Source organism: Gorillibacterium sp. CAU 1737 (genome assembly GCF_039888655.1).
GTDB lineage: Bacteria > Bacillota > Bacilli > Paenibacillales > NBRC-103111 > Gorillibacterium.
Window position 1 is genome coordinate 308,666 of the sequence record NZ_JBDQQO010000003.1, and the last position, 15,365, is coordinate 324,030.

General features: G+C 58.9%; 10 protein-coding genes. 5 read left to right on the forward strand and 5 right to left on the reverse strand.

Annotated features, from left to right (window positions below):
• Nucleotides 1-69: 69 nt before the first annotated feature.
• Together cls and AAFN83_RS08815 are read left to right on the forward strand one after the other, a co-directional pair.
• Nucleotides 70-1,500, forward strand: coding sequence for a cardiolipin synthase (gene cls / locus AAFN83_RS08810; RefSeq protein WP_347768806.1), 1,431 nt, complete (start codon nt 70-72; stop codon nt 1,498-1,500).
• A 71-nt stretch (nt 1,501-1,571) separates the two neighbouring features.
• A complete protein-coding gene (locus tag AAFN83_RS08815; protein ID WP_347768622.1) occupies nt 1,572-1,865 on the forward strand; it encodes a hypothetical protein in 294 nt (97 codons plus the stop codon).
• A 185-nt stretch (nt 1,866-2,050) separates the two neighbouring features.
• On the opposite strand, the gene AAFN83_RS08820 is transcribed toward AAFN83_RS08815, so the two are convergent.
• The 4 genes from AAFN83_RS08820 to AAFN83_RS08835 form a co-directional block, all read right to left on the reverse strand.
• Nucleotides 2,051-2,761: a thiamine diphosphokinase gene (locus tag AAFN83_RS08820; protein WP_347768623.1), complete on the reverse strand. Its 711-nt coding sequence runs from the start codon at nt 2,759-2,761 to the stop codon at nt 2,051-2,053.
• The gene (locus tag AAFN83_RS08825; protein WP_347768624.1) at nt 2,758-3,522 is read right to left on the reverse strand and encodes an NAD(P)H-binding protein; all 765 of its coding nucleotides are present in this window, start codon (nt 3,520-3,522) and stop codon (nt 2,758-2,760) included. Before AAFN83_RS08825 ends, AAFN83_RS08820 begins: the two co-directional genes overlap by 4 nt.
• A gap of 79 nt (nt 3,523-3,601) precedes the next feature.
• Entirely contained in the window at nt 3,602-4,879 is a 1,278-nt protein-coding gene (locus AAFN83_RS08830; protein WP_347768625.1) for a polysaccharide deacetylase family protein, read from the reverse strand.
• A gap of 61 nt (nt 4,880-4,940) precedes the next feature.
• Entirely contained in the window at nt 4,941-6,119 is a 1,179-nt protein-coding gene (locus AAFN83_RS08835) for an MGDG synthase family glycosyltransferase (RefSeq protein ID WP_347768626.1), read from the reverse strand.
• Nucleotides 6,120-6,338: 219 nt separating this feature from the next.
• Here AAFN83_RS08835 and AAFN83_RS08840 point away from each other — a divergent pair, with 219 nt between their 5' ends.
• Nucleotides 6,339-7,262: a YihY/virulence factor BrkB family protein gene (locus AAFN83_RS08840; RefSeq protein ID WP_347768627.1), complete on the forward strand. Its 924-nt coding sequence runs from the start codon at nt 6,339-6,341 to the stop codon at nt 7,260-7,262.
• A 186-nt stretch (nt 7,263-7,448) separates the two neighbouring features.
• Here AAFN83_RS08840 and AAFN83_RS08845 read toward each other — a convergent pair whose 3' ends face one another.
• Nucleotides 7,449-8,576 carry an MGDG synthase family glycosyltransferase gene (locus AAFN83_RS08845; RefSeq protein WP_347768628.1) on the reverse strand — a complete coding sequence of 376 codons (1,128 nt, stop codon included), beginning with the start codon at nt 8,574-8,576 and terminating at the stop codon, nt 7,449-7,451.
• Between the two features lie 330 nt (nt 8,577-8,906).
• Here AAFN83_RS08845 and gltB point away from each other — a divergent pair, with 330 nt between their 5' ends.
• Together gltB and AAFN83_RS08855 are read left to right on the forward strand one after the other, a co-directional pair.
• Nucleotides 8,907-13,499, forward strand: coding sequence for a glutamate synthase large subunit (gltB, locus tag AAFN83_RS08850; RefSeq protein WP_347768629.1), 4,593 nt, complete (start codon nt 8,907-8,909; stop codon nt 13,497-13,499).
• Nucleotides 13,500-13,517: 18 nt separating this feature from the next.
• Nucleotides 13,518-15,002 carry a glutamate synthase subunit beta gene (locus AAFN83_RS08855; protein WP_347768630.1) on the forward strand — a complete coding sequence of 495 codons (1,485 nt, stop codon included), beginning with the start codon at nt 13,518-13,520 and terminating at the stop codon, nt 15,000-15,002.
• Nucleotides 15,003-15,365 lie beyond the last annotated feature (363 nt).

Below are 15,365 nucleotides of genomic sequence, written 5' to 3' on the forward strand. Positions count from 1 at the left end.
ATAATGAATGCTTGACGAGAACGGATGGAAAATGAGGCAAGGTCGTAGAGAAGAGAGGGATTCACGATGCTGGTAGGGCTGTTGATTGCACTTATCCTTTTCATCCTTCAGGTGGGCATTGTCCTCCTGCTCGAATTCAAAAATCCGTCCAAGACGACGGCTTGGCTGTTCATTATCTTTCTCTTCCCTATTCTGGGCTTTCTCCTTTACTATTTTGCCGCTAAAGAATACCGCAAACGCCGGTTTGTGCGCAGGCACGGCCGAAAAACGCAGTACCTGCTCCCCGAAGGCGTCCTCCACAACATTGAGGTGGCGATGAGGGCGAGGGAGCTGCGCAATCCGGATGCGGCCAAGCAAAAAAGGCTGTTCGGGCTCTTGAAGAGCATTCCCGACGCCCCCATTACCCTTTGCAACGAAACGGAGATCTATTCGGAGGGCACGTCCACCTTTCGTGCGATCATCCAGGCATTGGAGGGGGCTCGGCATCACATTCACCTGGAGTATTACATCATCCATGCAGACGAGATCGGCCTGGAGATTCAGCGGGTGCTTATCCGCAAGGCACGGGAGGGGATCGAGGTTCGGCTCTCCTACGACGGGCTGGGGAGCTACAAGCTGAAGGCTTCTTACCTGAAGGAGTTGAGAGAAGCAGGCGTGAAGATCGGCTGTTTCTTCCCGCTTCGAGCGTCCTTCCTCACCCGGAATCTGAATTATCGAAATCACCGAAAAATCGTCGTCGTGGATGGAATCATTGGATTCCTTGGCGGCATCAACATCGGCGATGAATACCTCGGGCGCGATCCCCGCTTCGGCTTTTGGCGGGATACGCACATGCGGCTTGTGGGGGATTCGGTTTATTTCCTGCAGCAGGCCTTCCTGAACGATTGGGAGTTTGTGACGAAGGAGAAGCTGACAGACCCGGTCTATTTTCCCGAACACGGCTGCCTCGGGCAGGAGCGTATTCAGATCATTGCAAGCGGGCCGGACGGGGAGTGGGACACGATTCAAGAGATGTTCTTCGGGGCGATGAGCACCGCAGTGAATCGCATCGACATCGTATCGCCTTACTTCATTCCCGATCCGAGCATCCTCATGGCGATCAAGACCGCTGCTCTATCCGGCGTGAAGGTGAGGATCATCCTGCCGGGGCTCTCGGATCACCCGCTGGTCAAGTGGGCGGCTTTCGCCTATATTGAGGAGCTGATGAAGGCAGGGGTGCAATTCAATCTGTACCGAAAAGGGTTCATTCACGCCAAAATCCTCATCGTGGATGAAACGCTGGCTACGGTCGGCACGGCCAACATGGACATGAGGAGTTTCTTTGATAATTTTGAGATGAACGCGGTTATGTTCGACAAGGAGACGATCCGCAAGCTGGATGAGGATTTCCGCGAGGACCTTGCGGCGAGCGAGGAGATGAGCCTGGAGCGCTTCCAGCGCCGCTCCCGCAAGCAGCGGGCCAAAGAAGTCGTCGCCAGAATGCTGTCGCCTCTATTATAATGGAGGAATACCGGGGCCCGAGGCCACTTGCAAGGGGCCGCCAGCGTCACAAAGAAAGAGGGATCATGGGAATGGGAGTCAAATTTGCCCGCGAATACGAAGAGATCGTCGAGGAGCTGACGGATGCGCTGCTTGCGCTGCCGGGAAGCTATGATTACTTGGAAATGACCCTTCAAGACTGGGAAGAGCTTGACGCCGACGAGCAGAGGGAATGCATCCGCACGCTTGCGGATGATGTGTTCTATGGGCTCGGAACCGAGCCCGAGCTCGCCATCGGCAGCGGAAGCGTCCACTATGAAGCGCTGACGCATCGCATTCAGGTCTCGGATGGCGCAGGCGTGAACCGCATTATCCTGCTCATCTGAAGCAGAGCAGTAGAGTGTTTTGCACCTCGTTTCAGGACAAGAAAACGCCTGAGGCTCGTCTCCTCCTTCATGGGAGGGAGGCAGCCTCAGGCGTTTTGTCGTCTATGGACAGCGTGGAGAATTTAGTATGCGCGCCGCGGTTCGAGCCGTGGAACCACGGTGCTCCACGGTTTGCGCAGTACGCATTAGTCCACGCTTTGAATGACGAGCAGCAGGCCGGATTTGGTCTCCACGGTGCCGAGTTCCCCGTTCAGCACGTTGCTGATGCCAAGGGACTGTCCCATCGTGAGCCGGGCGTCGGTGAGGGGATACTGGAAGCCGGTCAAGGTGATGCCCGTTACCTCCAGCGACAGCGGCAGCAGGGAGACGTTGGCGTACCGGCTCCGCTTTACGGATTGAGGAGCGCCGGGCTGGACGAGCGCGATCTCGTTGTGCGCATCGACGATGCGGCAGGGAACCCCGCGCTCCGCGCATTTCACGAGCAGGTGGATGTTGGCGAGCGAATGGTCGAAGCGGGTGCCGAGCACCCCGAGCAGCGTGATCGAGGAGGGAGCCCCCGCAATCGCGCGCTCTACAGCAAGCTCGGTGTCCGTGTAGTCCTTGTCGATGGGATCGCAGGCCTCCATCTGCCGGCTCTTCTCCTCGATGGCGTGCCGCTCCTCGGCGGTCACCGAATCGAAGTCGCCGATGGCGAGGTCAGGCACGATTCCGTTCTCGACCAGAAACCAGGCGCCGTGGTCGGCGCCGATGAGCCGGTCGCCCGGGCGAATCTCTGCGATCGCCCAAGGACCCAGCTCCCCGCCGCTGAAGACGAGGGCGCGGGCGGGGTTGCCCCCGCCTACGGCTCCGGCTCCGGTCGGGGCCGTCGAGCCGGACTGGGAAGGAAGGAGGCTCATGAGGGTCGCGCCTCCTTCCTGGAGCGGTCCTTGTCCGCGTGTGCCGTGTAGAGCGCGGCCAAGCGGAACAGCTCCTGCCCCTCATGCACGCAAGGGGCGTCGTGTGGCGGGCTCGTCCTCTCCGCGAGGCCGAGCGCCGCCGCGAGCATCGCTTGCGCGACCTCCTCGCCCGGTATGGCGCGGTAGGGAGCAAGCGGCCCGCGCTTGAACAGGAAGGACAGGCCGCGCATGAGCCAGGAGGCGGCCTGCTCCCCGAAGCGGAACTCCTCGCGGGGGCCGAGCAGGAGGGACGGCCGATAGACGTGAAGCTCGTTCAGCGGAAGCTTGGCCGATTCGTCCTCCATCTGCCCCTTCGTGCGGGAGTAGAAGACGCGCGACTTCGCATCCGCCTGGATGGCGGAGACGACGTGGTAGGAGCGGGCGCCGCCCAGGGCGGCGAGCCGTGCCGCCGCAAGCGGGTAGTCGAGGTCGACGCGAGCGAAGGCGGCCTGGCTTCCCGCCTTGCGGATCGTCGTGCCGAGGCAGCAGAAGACCCAGTCTGCGGAGAAGGCGTCGGCCACTTCGTCCAATCGGTCGAAATCGACGAGGCGGACCTGAAGCTTCTCATGCGAGAACGGGAGGGGACGGCGGACGAGTGCGGTCACATGGCGGCAAGCTGGATCGCGAAGGAGCAACTGCAGCAGTTCTCCCCCGACGAGGCCCGTTGCGCCAAGCAGAAGAGCGGTATGTTCGGGGGGAGGGGCTGATTGAGATACCGTCATGAGCTTAGAATCAGTCCTTTCGGGAAAAGCCGCTCCACGCCTGGGGCGGGAGCGGCTGAGTAAGAGGATCGAAGCGCCGTTAGGCGGCATAGCGGTTTTCCAACTCCTTGGAGGAGATGGCGATGATCTTCGGAACGAGCAGGTCGGACTTGGTTTTAAGCCGATCCTTACCGTCCGGGTGAATGACATACATCAGAAGACGGAGGTACACCTTCGTAAAGTAAGCGAAGGGACCTGACGGGAGATCGAACACCGTGAAGCCGAGCTGCTCCGGTCCGCGATTGATCAGCGTGATGCCATAGAGGCCCTTCACGTCGCGATAAGCCGGGTCGTTCTCGATGAGGCGGGTGATCTGCGGCAGAAGCTCGCGTGTCCTGCGGATCATCTGGATCGCCAGATGCGTCGAATTGCGGCTCGTTCGTCCGAGCTCGAGCAGGGTGTCGTTGTTCAGATGGAGCTCGAGAATTCGATCTCCCTTCGCGAACACTTCCCCGTCCTCCAGGGTAAGCGGCTTGGGGTCGGTATACTCGCGTACCCGAATCTGCAAGAAGGTGTTGTCGGGATCGATCGGTACGATGTGGAACACGCGGATGAAGAGGCGCTCCCAAACCATCCACAGTCGAATGAAAACCCGTTTGGCCATGCCGATGGTGGTGGTATGGCTCTTTAAATCATCCACGCGGGCGAAGGAGTATCCCGCTTCCTTGAATTCGGTAAGCGCCTCCGCGAGCGCTTCCAGCATATAAGCAGGAGCGTCTACATCCGCCCCGAGTGTATCCCCACTGTCATGAAGCAGGATGATGGCCCCGTCCGAAACCCCTTGCGAAAGCCGCATCTTCAATCCGGCGCTTCCGATCGAGCTGTTCCAATCATGGGTCATAAGCGACCAGAGAACGATCTTGTAGTTCTTCTTGAGAATGAAGTCGAAGATGTTGATGATGCCCCACGGCGGACGGTAATAGGTGGGCCGAACCCCGGTAATCCCTTCAACAATGGTAGCCGAACGGTCGACGTGACGATTCTTGACCCGCCACGGAGACATCAGCCAATTGGAAAAATGCGTGTAATTGTGAATGCCGATCTGATGGCCTTCCTCGTGAATTCTCTGAATCAGGTCGGGATGCTTCTCCGCTTTGGATCCAAGGACGAAGAACGTGGCTTGAACCCCGTGCTCCTTCAGAAGATCAAGCAGCTTCGGCGTGTAGGTTGGATCAGGGCCGTCATCGAAGGTGAGGGCGAGCTGTTTTTTTCCGCCCCGCCGAATGACGCCGACGCTGAGCATTCTCGTCAGGATCCAGGGGAGAAGCATATACACAGCAAGGAAGATGGCGATCCCCCATATCAATTTCTCTTTCATGGTCAATCCGGTCCTCCTTGATGAAAGTCACAATGCGTTAGAGCGGGTTTGCAAACACGCTCTAGGCCCTGGCGTACAGGGCGTCAGTCAGCCGGCGAGGACGATACGCAGCGGCGGTCTCGAGGATCGACAGCAGCGCTTCGTGAGCGGCATGCTCCCTGCGGCAATGGATCGCTTGCCTGCGCATGCGATTAAGCTCCTCCGGATGGCTCAGCAGCCGATCCAGCAGCCGGGCGAGCTCCTCTTCATTTCGGGCAGCCAGCGCCACGCCCGCCTCAACCAGGAAGGCCGAATTGTCGGTTTCCTGGCCGGGCAGCGGCTTGAAGAGGAGCATGGGCAAGCCGCTGGCAATGGCCTCTGAGGTGGTAAGGCCTCCCGGCTTGGTGATCAGGAGGTCGGATGCCGCCATCCATTCATGGACATTGTCCACATAGCCGGTAATGTGAATGCTGCGGGGAGAATCAGCCAGGTCCCGTTCCAAGCTCTCTTGCAGCTTGTGGTTGCGTCCGCAGATCAGGACGAATTGGGCATCTCCCTTGATTTTGTTCGATGACAGCAAGCTTGCGCTCTCCCGCGCGATCATGCCGAGCCCGCCTCCCATCAGCAGCACGACGGGTCGGCTCGGATCGAGTCCGAGCTTCTCTCTCAGCTGTGCCTGGTCCCGGACCTCGCTGAAGGCGGGCCGGATGGGAATACCCGTCACCGTGATCTGGGATTCGCGGATGCCGTGGCGAAGGAGGGCGTCGCGAACGCGCTCGGAGGCCACGATGTAACGATCCGTATACGGGTGCAGCCAATAGCTGTGATCCGTATGATCCGTGATCACGGTCACGGCCGGAAGAACGGACAAGCCGTTTTCCTTCAGCATGGAGATTCCGGCGGCGGCAGGCGGGAAGGTGGTGACGATGACGGTAGGCCGAACCTCGGAGATCAGTCTCTCCAGACGGCTCAGCGTATAGAACTTCATTTTGCGGAAGAGTTGGGACATGAGGTTTTCACCCCGCGTCTTCTGGAAAAGATAGCCGTACACGTTCGGAAAGCGGGTAACCCATTTCGTATAGAAATATCGTCCCACGGGATGAAGCTTCGGATGGGTGATCGAAGGAAAATTGACTAACACGGTTTGCGCTTCGGGTCCGTACAAGCGCGCCGCCTCTACCAGAGCGCCGGCCGCCTGAATATGTCCGTCCCCCAAGTCGCCGGACAGTATCAAGATTTTGTGCGTTTGTCCAGTAACCATATGCAAGGACACCTCATCTGAACGCGGTTTGCAGTCCTTTTTTAGCTTGACTGCGCGTGCGCCTTTCTTCATAATAAACCAATTAAACCGGATAATGAATGGATTTTTCCGGATGATTGCAAATAATTATCAGTTGATTCACGGGCACAGCCGGGGGTAAACAGGTGGAGAAAGCCGTTCCGAACGGATGAACCCCTACACGGAAGGAAGGTGAGGCGTGTGGACTCCAAAGCCATGTCGTTCCTGCAAACCCTGTACTGCCGCTACCAAGAGGACGAGGTCCCGGCCTTGGCCGCCCAGCTTACCTATTACCTCATCCTCTCGATCTTCCCGTTTCTTCTCTTTCTCGTCTCCCTGATCAGCTTCACCCCCTTGTCGCCCGACGAAATCCTGAACAGCCTGCAGCGATTTCTTCCGACCAGCTCCCACGAGATGATCCACCGCACGCTGACGGAGATTCAGGAGGGAAGAAGCCAGGCACTTCTATCCTTCTCGATGATCGGGACGATCTGGTCTGCGTCGAAAGGGGTGGACGCCATCATGAAGGCGCTCAACAAGGCGTATGACGAAGAGGAGACCCGGCGCTATTACCAGGTAAAAGGAATCTCCATTCTCTTCATGCTGGCCTTGGCACTCACCATTGCCCTGACGCTCGTGCTTCTCATCTTCGGGCAATGGATCGGCGATCAGCTCGCCAAATGGTTCGCGCTCTCCGATACGTTTGACACCCTGTGGGCCATCGGTAATTACGCCATCCCCTTGGCCGTAATGGCCCTCGTGTTTGTATTCTTGTACAAGTATATTCCGAACCGTCGCCTGACATTCAAGGAGGTGCTTCCCGGCGCTCTCTTTACAACCGGCGGCTGGATCGTGACCTCACTGCTCTTCTCTTATTACGTAAATAACTTCGGAAACTACTCAAAAACTTACGGAAGCCTGGGAGGCGTCATCGTTCTGCTCATCTGGCTCTACCTGAGCAGCCTCATCATCGTCCTGGGCGGCGAGATCAATGCGACGCTTCACTTTGATCGAGACGGGAAAACGCGTGAATTTTGCAAGCCGTTCTCGCTGCAGATTCCTTTCTTAAGCAATAGGAAAAAGCAAAACGCAGGTCCTCCCCCGAAGAAGACCCCGCCGCTCTAAAAAAGGGCGGCTCGGGGACGTTTGTTCGGATTTCAACCCCTGCCCAGCCGAAGAAATCGCCAACGGAAGAGAACCTTTCTGGCGATTTCTTCTATTATATAGGACGGATGTCTCGCCTTCATCCCTGCACCCCTTACGGAGTTGCAAAAGCCTCCCCCTGGCGAGCCGAGGGGGAGGCTGATTCCGTTACCCTTGCTTTTCAAGAAGGGAAAGAATGACTTCCGAGCAGACGTTCGGATTAGTGTCGTGCTTGCGGTTGTCGAGGAGTGCCTGCCGCTTGGCGACAAAGCTCTCGTGCTCCCGCACGAGCCTCTCGAACCAGGAGTCGATATCCTCCGGGGTTTTCATGAGCACCCCGTATCCGTTGTCGATGAAATATTGGGCGTTCTCCTCTTCCTGGCCGGGGATCGGGTTATAGAAGAGCATGGGGATGCCCTTCGCCAATCCTTCCGAGCAGGTCATGCCGCCCGGTTTGGTGACCAGCAGATCGGCGACGTCCATGAGCTTGCCGATTTCCTTCGTATACCCGAGCAGCTTGATGTTCGGGTGCACGAGACGCGGGTCCTCCGAAAGCTGCTCCCGCAGCTTCTCGTTATTGCCGAGACAGAAGATCAGTTGAACCCGGTCGCGGTGCTCGCTTGCCCGGTAGATCAGCTCGTCTTCCTTGATGAGCCCCCAGCCGCCTCCCATAAAGAGAACGGTGGGCATGTCCAAGAGACCGAGCTCCTCCCGAACCACCTCCCGGTCCGCAGGCTTCCAGAAGTCGGGATGAACGGGAATACCGGTAACGGAAATGAGGTCAGGCGAGACGCCTTTCTTCACGAGCCGCTCCTTCACCTCCGGAGTGGAGACGAGGTAGTGGTCGACCTCCGAGGCGATCCAGGTCCCATGCGCGTCATAGTCGGTGATGACGTTAACGAGCGGAATGGTGAGACCGGCGCGCTTCAGCCGAGACACGACGATGCTTGGGAACATGTGCGTGCAGACGATCATGTCCGGCTGCAGCTGCTCCAGGATGTCCTCGGTCGCGTTGTAGAAGACGCGGTGCAGCGCCATCGACGTGAAGCGATTCAGCTCTTTTTTGTATTTGCTTTTGTACAGCATTCCGAACAGCTTCGGCTGTGAGGTAATGGTCTTGCGATACGCGGAGAAGATCCAGGGCGCAATGGTCGGATGCTGAAAGGCCCCCAGCTCGAGCACGCGGGTGCGCACCGAGGGGGAATGCCTGCGGAGGCCGACGGAGATCGCGTGCGCCGCTTGTGTATGTCCCGAGCCGAATCCCTCGGACAAAAGAAGGATTCTTTTTTTTCTCACGAAAGATTCACCTTGCCTTCATTCAACCATAATTCCGCTAGGATGGCTCCAGAAGCCGAATGGCGGGGGTTCTATATGCCCCAACTATCATCATATCATGTTAGCGGCTTTGGAACAAAATAAGAATTTTGCACCTGCTCCGCGAGAGGCGAGCTGGAAATGTCATCCGAAGTGAAAACCCGAAGGTTCCATGTCTATAACTCATTTCTATTCGTGTTTTGCGGATTATAAATTGTAATCTAACATGGCCGATGGTAATATGAAATAAATATTTTGTTGGCTTTTGGATTTTAAAGTTTTTCCTACTAAATTACGAAAGGTTGCGCGGGAATGAAATCGAATGGATTGCCCCCACAGCAGGGACTGTACGACCCACGGTTTGAGCACGATGCTTGCGGAATTGGCTTCGTGGCAAGCATTAAGGGTAGTCCGTCCCACACCATCGTCCGACAGGCCCTTCAGGTGCTTTGCAATCTGGATCACCGCGGCGGCCAAGGCAGTGAATCGAACACCGGCGACGGAGCCGGCATCTTAATACAAATTCCGCACACCTACCTGGCGAAGGCTGTCGCCGCGCAAGGAATCACGCTCCCGGAACCCGGTCATTACGGGGTTGGCATGGTCTTCCTGCCGCAAGACGAAGCGGCACGCGCTGTGTGCAAGCACATGGTCGAGGCGATTGTAGCCGAAGAAGGGCAGACGCTCCTCGGCTGGAGAACGGTGCCTACGGACCATGCAACGTTAGGCGATTCCGCAAAAGAGAGAGAGCCGCATGTCGAGCAGCTCCTCATCGGCGCGAACGTACCGGATGCCCAGGATGAGCTCGCCTTCGAGCGCAAGCTGTTCGTGATCCGCAAGCGCTCCGAGCATGCGGCCCGCAAACTGGAAGGGGCCGACAGCTTGTACTACGCGAGCCTGTCCAGCCGTACCATTGTCTACAAAGGAATGCTCACTCCGGAACAAGTCTACCTATATTATACGGAGCTGGGAGATCCAGAGCTTACGTCGGCTCTTGCGCTCGTGCATTCCCGGTTCAGCACCAACACCTTCCCGAGCTGGGAGCGCGCTCACCCCTACCGATTCATGATCCACAACGGGGAAATCAACACGCTGCGCGGCAACGTCAACTGGATGCGCGCCCGCCAAGCGCTGTGCGATACCGACCTGTTCGGGGAAGATTTCAAAAAGCTGCTTCCTCTCATGGAGGAAGACGGCAGCGACTCGCAAATCTTTGACAACGTGCTCGAATTCCTCTCGCTTACCGGCCGGAGCTTGCCGCATGCTGCGATGATGATGATTCCGGAGCCGTGGTCGAAGCATGAGACGATGGACCCGGCCAAGCGCGCCTTCTACCAATACCACAGCTGCCTCATGGAGCCGTGGGACGGACCGGCTGCCATCTCCTTTACGGATGGACGTGTAATCGGCGCGTTGCTGGATCGTAACGGACTGCGCCCCGCTCGTTATTACGTGACGACGGACGACATCATCGTACTCGCCTCCGAAGTCGGCGTCGTCGATCTTCCGCAGGATCAGATCGCGTTCAAGGATCGCCTTCAGCCCGGTCGGATGCTTCTGGTGGATACGAAGGAAGGCCGGATCGTGTCGGATGAGGAGATCAAGGAGCGGATCGTATCGGAGAAGCCGTATCAGGATTGGCTTGCCGAGCATCTGATTTCGCTGGATGACTTGCCGGAATCGAAGGAGACTCCGGTTGAGCAAGAGCCGCTCAAGAAGCGCCAGCTCACGTTCGGCTATACCTTTGAAGCGCTGCGCAAGTTCCTGGAACCGATGGCGAAGAACGGCGTTGACCCGATCGGCTCGATGGGCAACGACGCCCCGCTCGCGGTGCTGTCCGACAAGCCACAGCTCTTGTATCATTACTTCAAGCAATTGTTCGCACAGGTGACAAACCCGCCGATCGATGCGAACTTTGAGGAGATCATCACCGCTCAGGAGACCACGATCGGTGCGGAAGGCAACCTGATCGCTCCGACGCCCGAAAGCTGTCGACAGATTCGGATCAAGTCGCCAATTCTGACCAACAAGGAAATGGCCAAATTGCGTTCCGCCGACTCCAAGGGCTTTAAGACGGTAACGCTTCGCACGACTTACCATCCGCAGGAAGGAGCCGCTGGCCTGGAGGCCCGCCTGACGGAGCTGTTTGCGGAAGCGGATCGTGCCATCGCGGACGGCGCCTCGCTTCTCGTCCTCTCGGACCGCGGAGTGGATGCGGAGCATGCTCCCATTCCCGCCCTGCTCGCGACCTCCGGTCTGCACCATCACCTGATCCGCGAAGGGACCCGCACGAAGGTTGGCCTGGTGGTGGAATCCGGCGAACCGCGCGAGGTGCACCACTTCGCTCTGCTGATCGGATACGGCGCGGGGGCCATTCATCCGTATCTCGTGTACGAGACGCTGGATGATATGATCGCCGATGACTTCCTGACGGGAGTGGACAGCGCGAAGGCGCACTACAACTACAGCAAGGCGGTCACGAAGGGCGTGGTCAAGGTTCTCGCCCGGATGGGCATCTCGACCATCCAAAGTTACCGCGGCGCCCAAATCTTCGAGGCGATCGGCTTGAAGCGATCCCTCGTCGACAAGTATTTCACCTGGACGCCCTCCCGCGTCGAGGGGATCGGAATCGACATTGTCGCCCGCGAGGTGGAGCTGCGTCATGAACGGGCCTACTCCGAGCTGGAAGGCAAGGATGTGGCGCTCGACGCCGGCGGCGACCTGCAATACCGCGCGAGCGGAGAGGAGCACCTGTACTCGCCGGAAGCGATTCATGCGCTGCAAACGGCAGTGCGCACCAACAATTACGCCCAATACAAGAACTATGTGAAGCATATTAACCGCGATTCGGAGAAGCAGTTCCACCTGCGCGGCCTGCTCGAATTCCAGCAGGGGCGCCGTCCGGTTCCGCTGGACGAAGTAGAACCGATCGAATCGATCTTCAAGCGCTTCAAGACCGGCGCCATGTCCTTTGGCTCCATCAGCCAGGAAGCACATGAAGCGCTCGCCATCGCCATGAACCGCATCGGCGGCAAGAGCAACACCGGCGAGGGCGGCGAGCACCCGAACCGGTTCACACCGGATGCAAACGGAGACTCCCGCCGCAGTGCGATCAAGCAGGTGGCTTCCGGACGCTTCGGCGTCACGAGCCATTACCTGGTCAATGCGGATGAAATCCAGATCAAGATGGCCCAAGGCGCCAAGCCAGGCGAAGGCGGCCAGCTCCCGGGACGCAAGGTGTACCCGTGGGTAGCCGAAGTGCGCGGCGTTACACCGGGCGTAGGCCTGATCTCGCCGCCGCCGCACCATGACATTTACTCCATCGAGGATTTGGCGGAGCTGATTCACGATCTGAAGAATGCGAACCCGAGTGCTCGCATCAGCGTCAAGCTGGTGTCCGAGGTCGGTGTCGGCACGATTGCAGCCGGCGTGGCCAAGGGCAAGGCTGACGTCGTCCTCATCAGCGGATACGAGGGCGGTACGGGCGCTTCGCCGCAGACGAGTATCCGTCATGCGGGACTTCCGTGGGAGCTCGGCCTTGCCGAAGCGCACCAGACGCTCATCCTGAACAACCTGCGCAGCCGCATTGTCGTCGAGACCGACGGCAAGCTCCTGACCGGCCGCGACGTTGTCGTCGCTGCCCTGCTTGGCGCAGAGGAGTTCGGCTTCGCGACGACGCCGCTCATCAGCCTCGGCTGTGTGATGATGCGCGTCTGTCACCTGGACACCTGCCCGGTCGGCGTCGCGACGCAAAACCCGGAGCTGCGCAAGCGGTTTGCGGGAGACCCGGACCATGTCGTGAACCTGATGGTCTTCATTGCCCAAGAGGTGCGCGAGATCATGGCAGAGCTCGGCTTCCGCACCATCGCCGAGATGGTCGGTCGCACGGATGCGCTAGAGCCGAAGAAAGCTGTCACGCACTGGAAGGCGAAGGGCGTTGACCTGTCTGCGCTCCTGTATCAGCCGGATGTGCCGGAATCGGTCGGCCGTTCCTGCACCGAGACGCAGGACCATGGCCTTGATCGCTCCCTCGACGTCACGAAGCTGCTCGCCGTCTGCAAGCCGGCGCTCGACAACCGGGAGCACGTTCATGCGATCATGCCGATCAAGAACGTCAACCGCGTGGTGGGCACGGTGCTCGGTAGCGAGGTAACCCGCCGTTACGGAGCGGAGGGCTTGCCGAACGACACGATCCGCCTGCATTTCAACGGTTCGGCGGGGCAAAGTTTCGGCGCCTTCGTGCCGAAGGGCATTACGCTCTCGCTGGAAGGCGACGCCAATGACTATGTCGGCAAGGGGCTGTCCGGCGGCAAGATCGTCATCTTCCCGTCGAAGCTGTCCGCGTTCGTTCCGGAGGAGAACATCATCCTCGGCAACGTCGCCCTGTACGGGGCCACGGATGGAGAAGCCTACTTCCGCGGTCGTGCCGGTGAACGCTTCTGCGTTCGGAACAGCGGCGTGCGCGCCGTCGTCGAAGGCGTAGGCGACCATGGCTGCGAGTACATGACGGGAGGCCGCGTCGCCGTGCTCGGCAAGACCGGTCGGAACTTCGCTGCCGGGATGTCCGGCGGGGTCGCTTATGTCTACAACAAGGAAGGCGACTTCGATTCGAAGGTCAACAAAGAAATGATCCTGCTCGAGCAAGTCAGCGAGCATTATGAAGTCAACGAACTGCGGACGATGATTCGCAACCATCATAAATTTACCGGCAGCACGGTTGCCCAACGCATTTTGGAGAACTGGGATGAGGAAGTGTTCCACTTCGTCAAGGTCATTCCCAAGGACTACAAGCGGATGTTCGAAGCCATCGAGAATGGCAAGAACTCCGGACTGTCCAACGAGGAAGCCATCATGGCCGCCTTCGAGGAAAACATGCGCGACGCAAGCCGTGTGAGCGGAAACTGACGAGAGGAGGAGTACACGATGGGAAAGCCAACCGGATTTCTGGAATATACACGCGAAGTCCCGAAAGATGACGCCCCGTTGTCCCGCATCCTCCACTACAACGAGTTCCACGAGGAGCTGCCGGTGGAGAAGCTGCAGGTGCAAGGCGCCCGCTGCATGGATTGCGGCGTCCCGTTTTGCCACTCGGGCAAGCTGATCAGCGGCATGGCCTCCGGCTGTCCGGTGAACAACCTCATTCCCGAATGGAACGACCTCGTCTACCGGAACCGCTGGGAGGAGGCGCTGGAGCGCCTCCACAAGACGAACAATTTCCCCGAATTCACCGGGCGGGTCTGCCCCGCCCCCTGTGAGGGGTCTTGCACCGTCGGCCTTCACGGCGATCCGGTGACGATCAAGTCGATCGAACGCGCCATTGTCGATCGCGGCTTCGAAGAGGGGTGGATTCGCCCTGAACCGCCGAAGGCTCGCACCGGCAAGAAGGTAGCGGTCATTGGCTCCGGCCCGTCCGGACTCGCTGCCGCCGCCCAGCTCAACAAGGCCGGGCACAGTGTGACGGTTTATGAGCGCGCTGACCGTGCAGGCGGCCTGCTCATGTACGGCATTCCGAACATGAAGCTGGAGAAGACGGTCGTTCAACGCCGGGTGGATCTGCTCGCTGAGGAAGGCGTGCGCTTCATCACCGGTACGGAGATTGGCAAGGACATTCCGGCGGACCAGTTGAAGGCTGAGTACGACGCTGTCGTTCTGTGCGGAGGGGCTACCCAAGGCCGCGACCTGAAGATCGAAGGGCGCGAGCTGTCAGGCATCCATCTGGCGATGGAGTTCCTCAGCAAGAACACGCAGAGCTTGCTCGATTCGAACCTCGAGGATGACGCTTATCTTTCCGCCGAAGGCAAGGATGTCGTCGTCATCGGCGGCGGCGACACCGGTACCGACTGCGTAGCGACTTCTCTTCGCCACGGTTGCCGGAGTGTCATCCAGCTGGAGATCAACCCGATGCCGCCCCTTTCGCGGGCATCGAACAACCCTTGGCCGGAATGGCCGAAGGTGTACAAGATGGACTACGGCCAAGAGGAAGCCGCCGCTCAGTACGGCGCTGACCCCCGCCGCTACCTCGTCTCCTCGAAGAAATTCATCGCAGACGAGAACGGTCAGGTGAGCGGAGTGCTCACCGTCCAGGTCGAATGGAAGAAGGACGAGAACGGCCGCATTATCCCGGTGGAAGTGCCGGGCAGTGAGAAGGTTCTCCCCGCTCAGCTCGTTCTCCTCGCCATGGGCTTCACGGGACCGGAGAATCCGGTGCTCGACCAGCTTGGCGTTGAACGAGACGAACGCACCAATGCCAAAGCCGAATACGGCAAGTTCGCGACGAACGTGCCGGGCGTTTTTGCCGCCGGCGACATGCGTCGCGGGCAAAGCCTGGTCGTCTGGGCGATCAACGAGGGCCGTGCCGCTGCTCGTGAGGTCGACCGCTTCCTGATGGGCGGAACGAACCTGCCGTAAGTACACCTTATCGACAAACCTACTCACCGCTCCCCTGTGTGATGAACACAGAGGAGCGGTTTTTTTCCTCGCAAGCGAGACTCACGGTATTTCGCTGCCCTCGCTCGCGTAAGCCCTCGCAGCTCGCTCGTGCAAGCCCCTTACCACTCGCTTGCGGAAGCTCCTCGTCATGCGCTAGTGTAAACTCCTCGTCGTTCAAGCGCGTTTACTCTGTGAGATAGAGAAGCGGATTGGGGGGCCTCACCCTCTCCTCGAAGAGGCGGCTCGACTTTGAGAGAGAGCCCCTTTCGATCACAAACAGTCTGATTCAGGCGGCTGTTTTCCTAACATTAATGAGGCGTGTGCTGCATACACAATCCCTTG

Excerpts from the sequence above, each read along its gene's own strand:
- AAFN83_RS08815 (WP_347768622.1), top strand. The coding sequence starts at position 1,572 with ATGGGAGTCAAATTTGCCCGCGAATACGAAGAGATCGTCGAGGAGCTG.
- AAFN83_RS08820 (WP_347768623.1), bottom strand. The coding sequence starts at position 2,761 with ATGAGCCTCCTTCCTTCCCAGTCCGGCTCGACGGCCCCGACCGGAGCC.
- AAFN83_RS08825 (WP_347768624.1), bottom strand. The coding sequence starts at position 3,522 with ATGACGGTATCTCAATCAGCCCCTCCCCCCGAACATACCGCTCTTCTG.
- AAFN83_RS08830 (WP_347768625.1), bottom strand. The coding sequence starts at position 4,879 with ATGAAAGAGAAATTGATATGGGGGATCGCCATCTTCCTTGCTGTGTAT.
- AAFN83_RS08835 (WP_347768626.1), bottom strand. The coding sequence starts at position 6,119 with ATGGTTACTGGACAAACGCACAAAATCTTGATACTGTCCGGCGACTTG.
- gltB (WP_347768629.1), top strand. The coding sequence starts at position 8,907 with ATGAAATCGAATGGATTGCCCCCACAGCAGGGACTGTACGACCCACGG.
- AAFN83_RS08855 (WP_347768630.1), top strand. The coding sequence starts at position 13,518 with ATGGGAAAGCCAACCGGATTTCTGGAATATACACGCGAAGTCCCGAAA.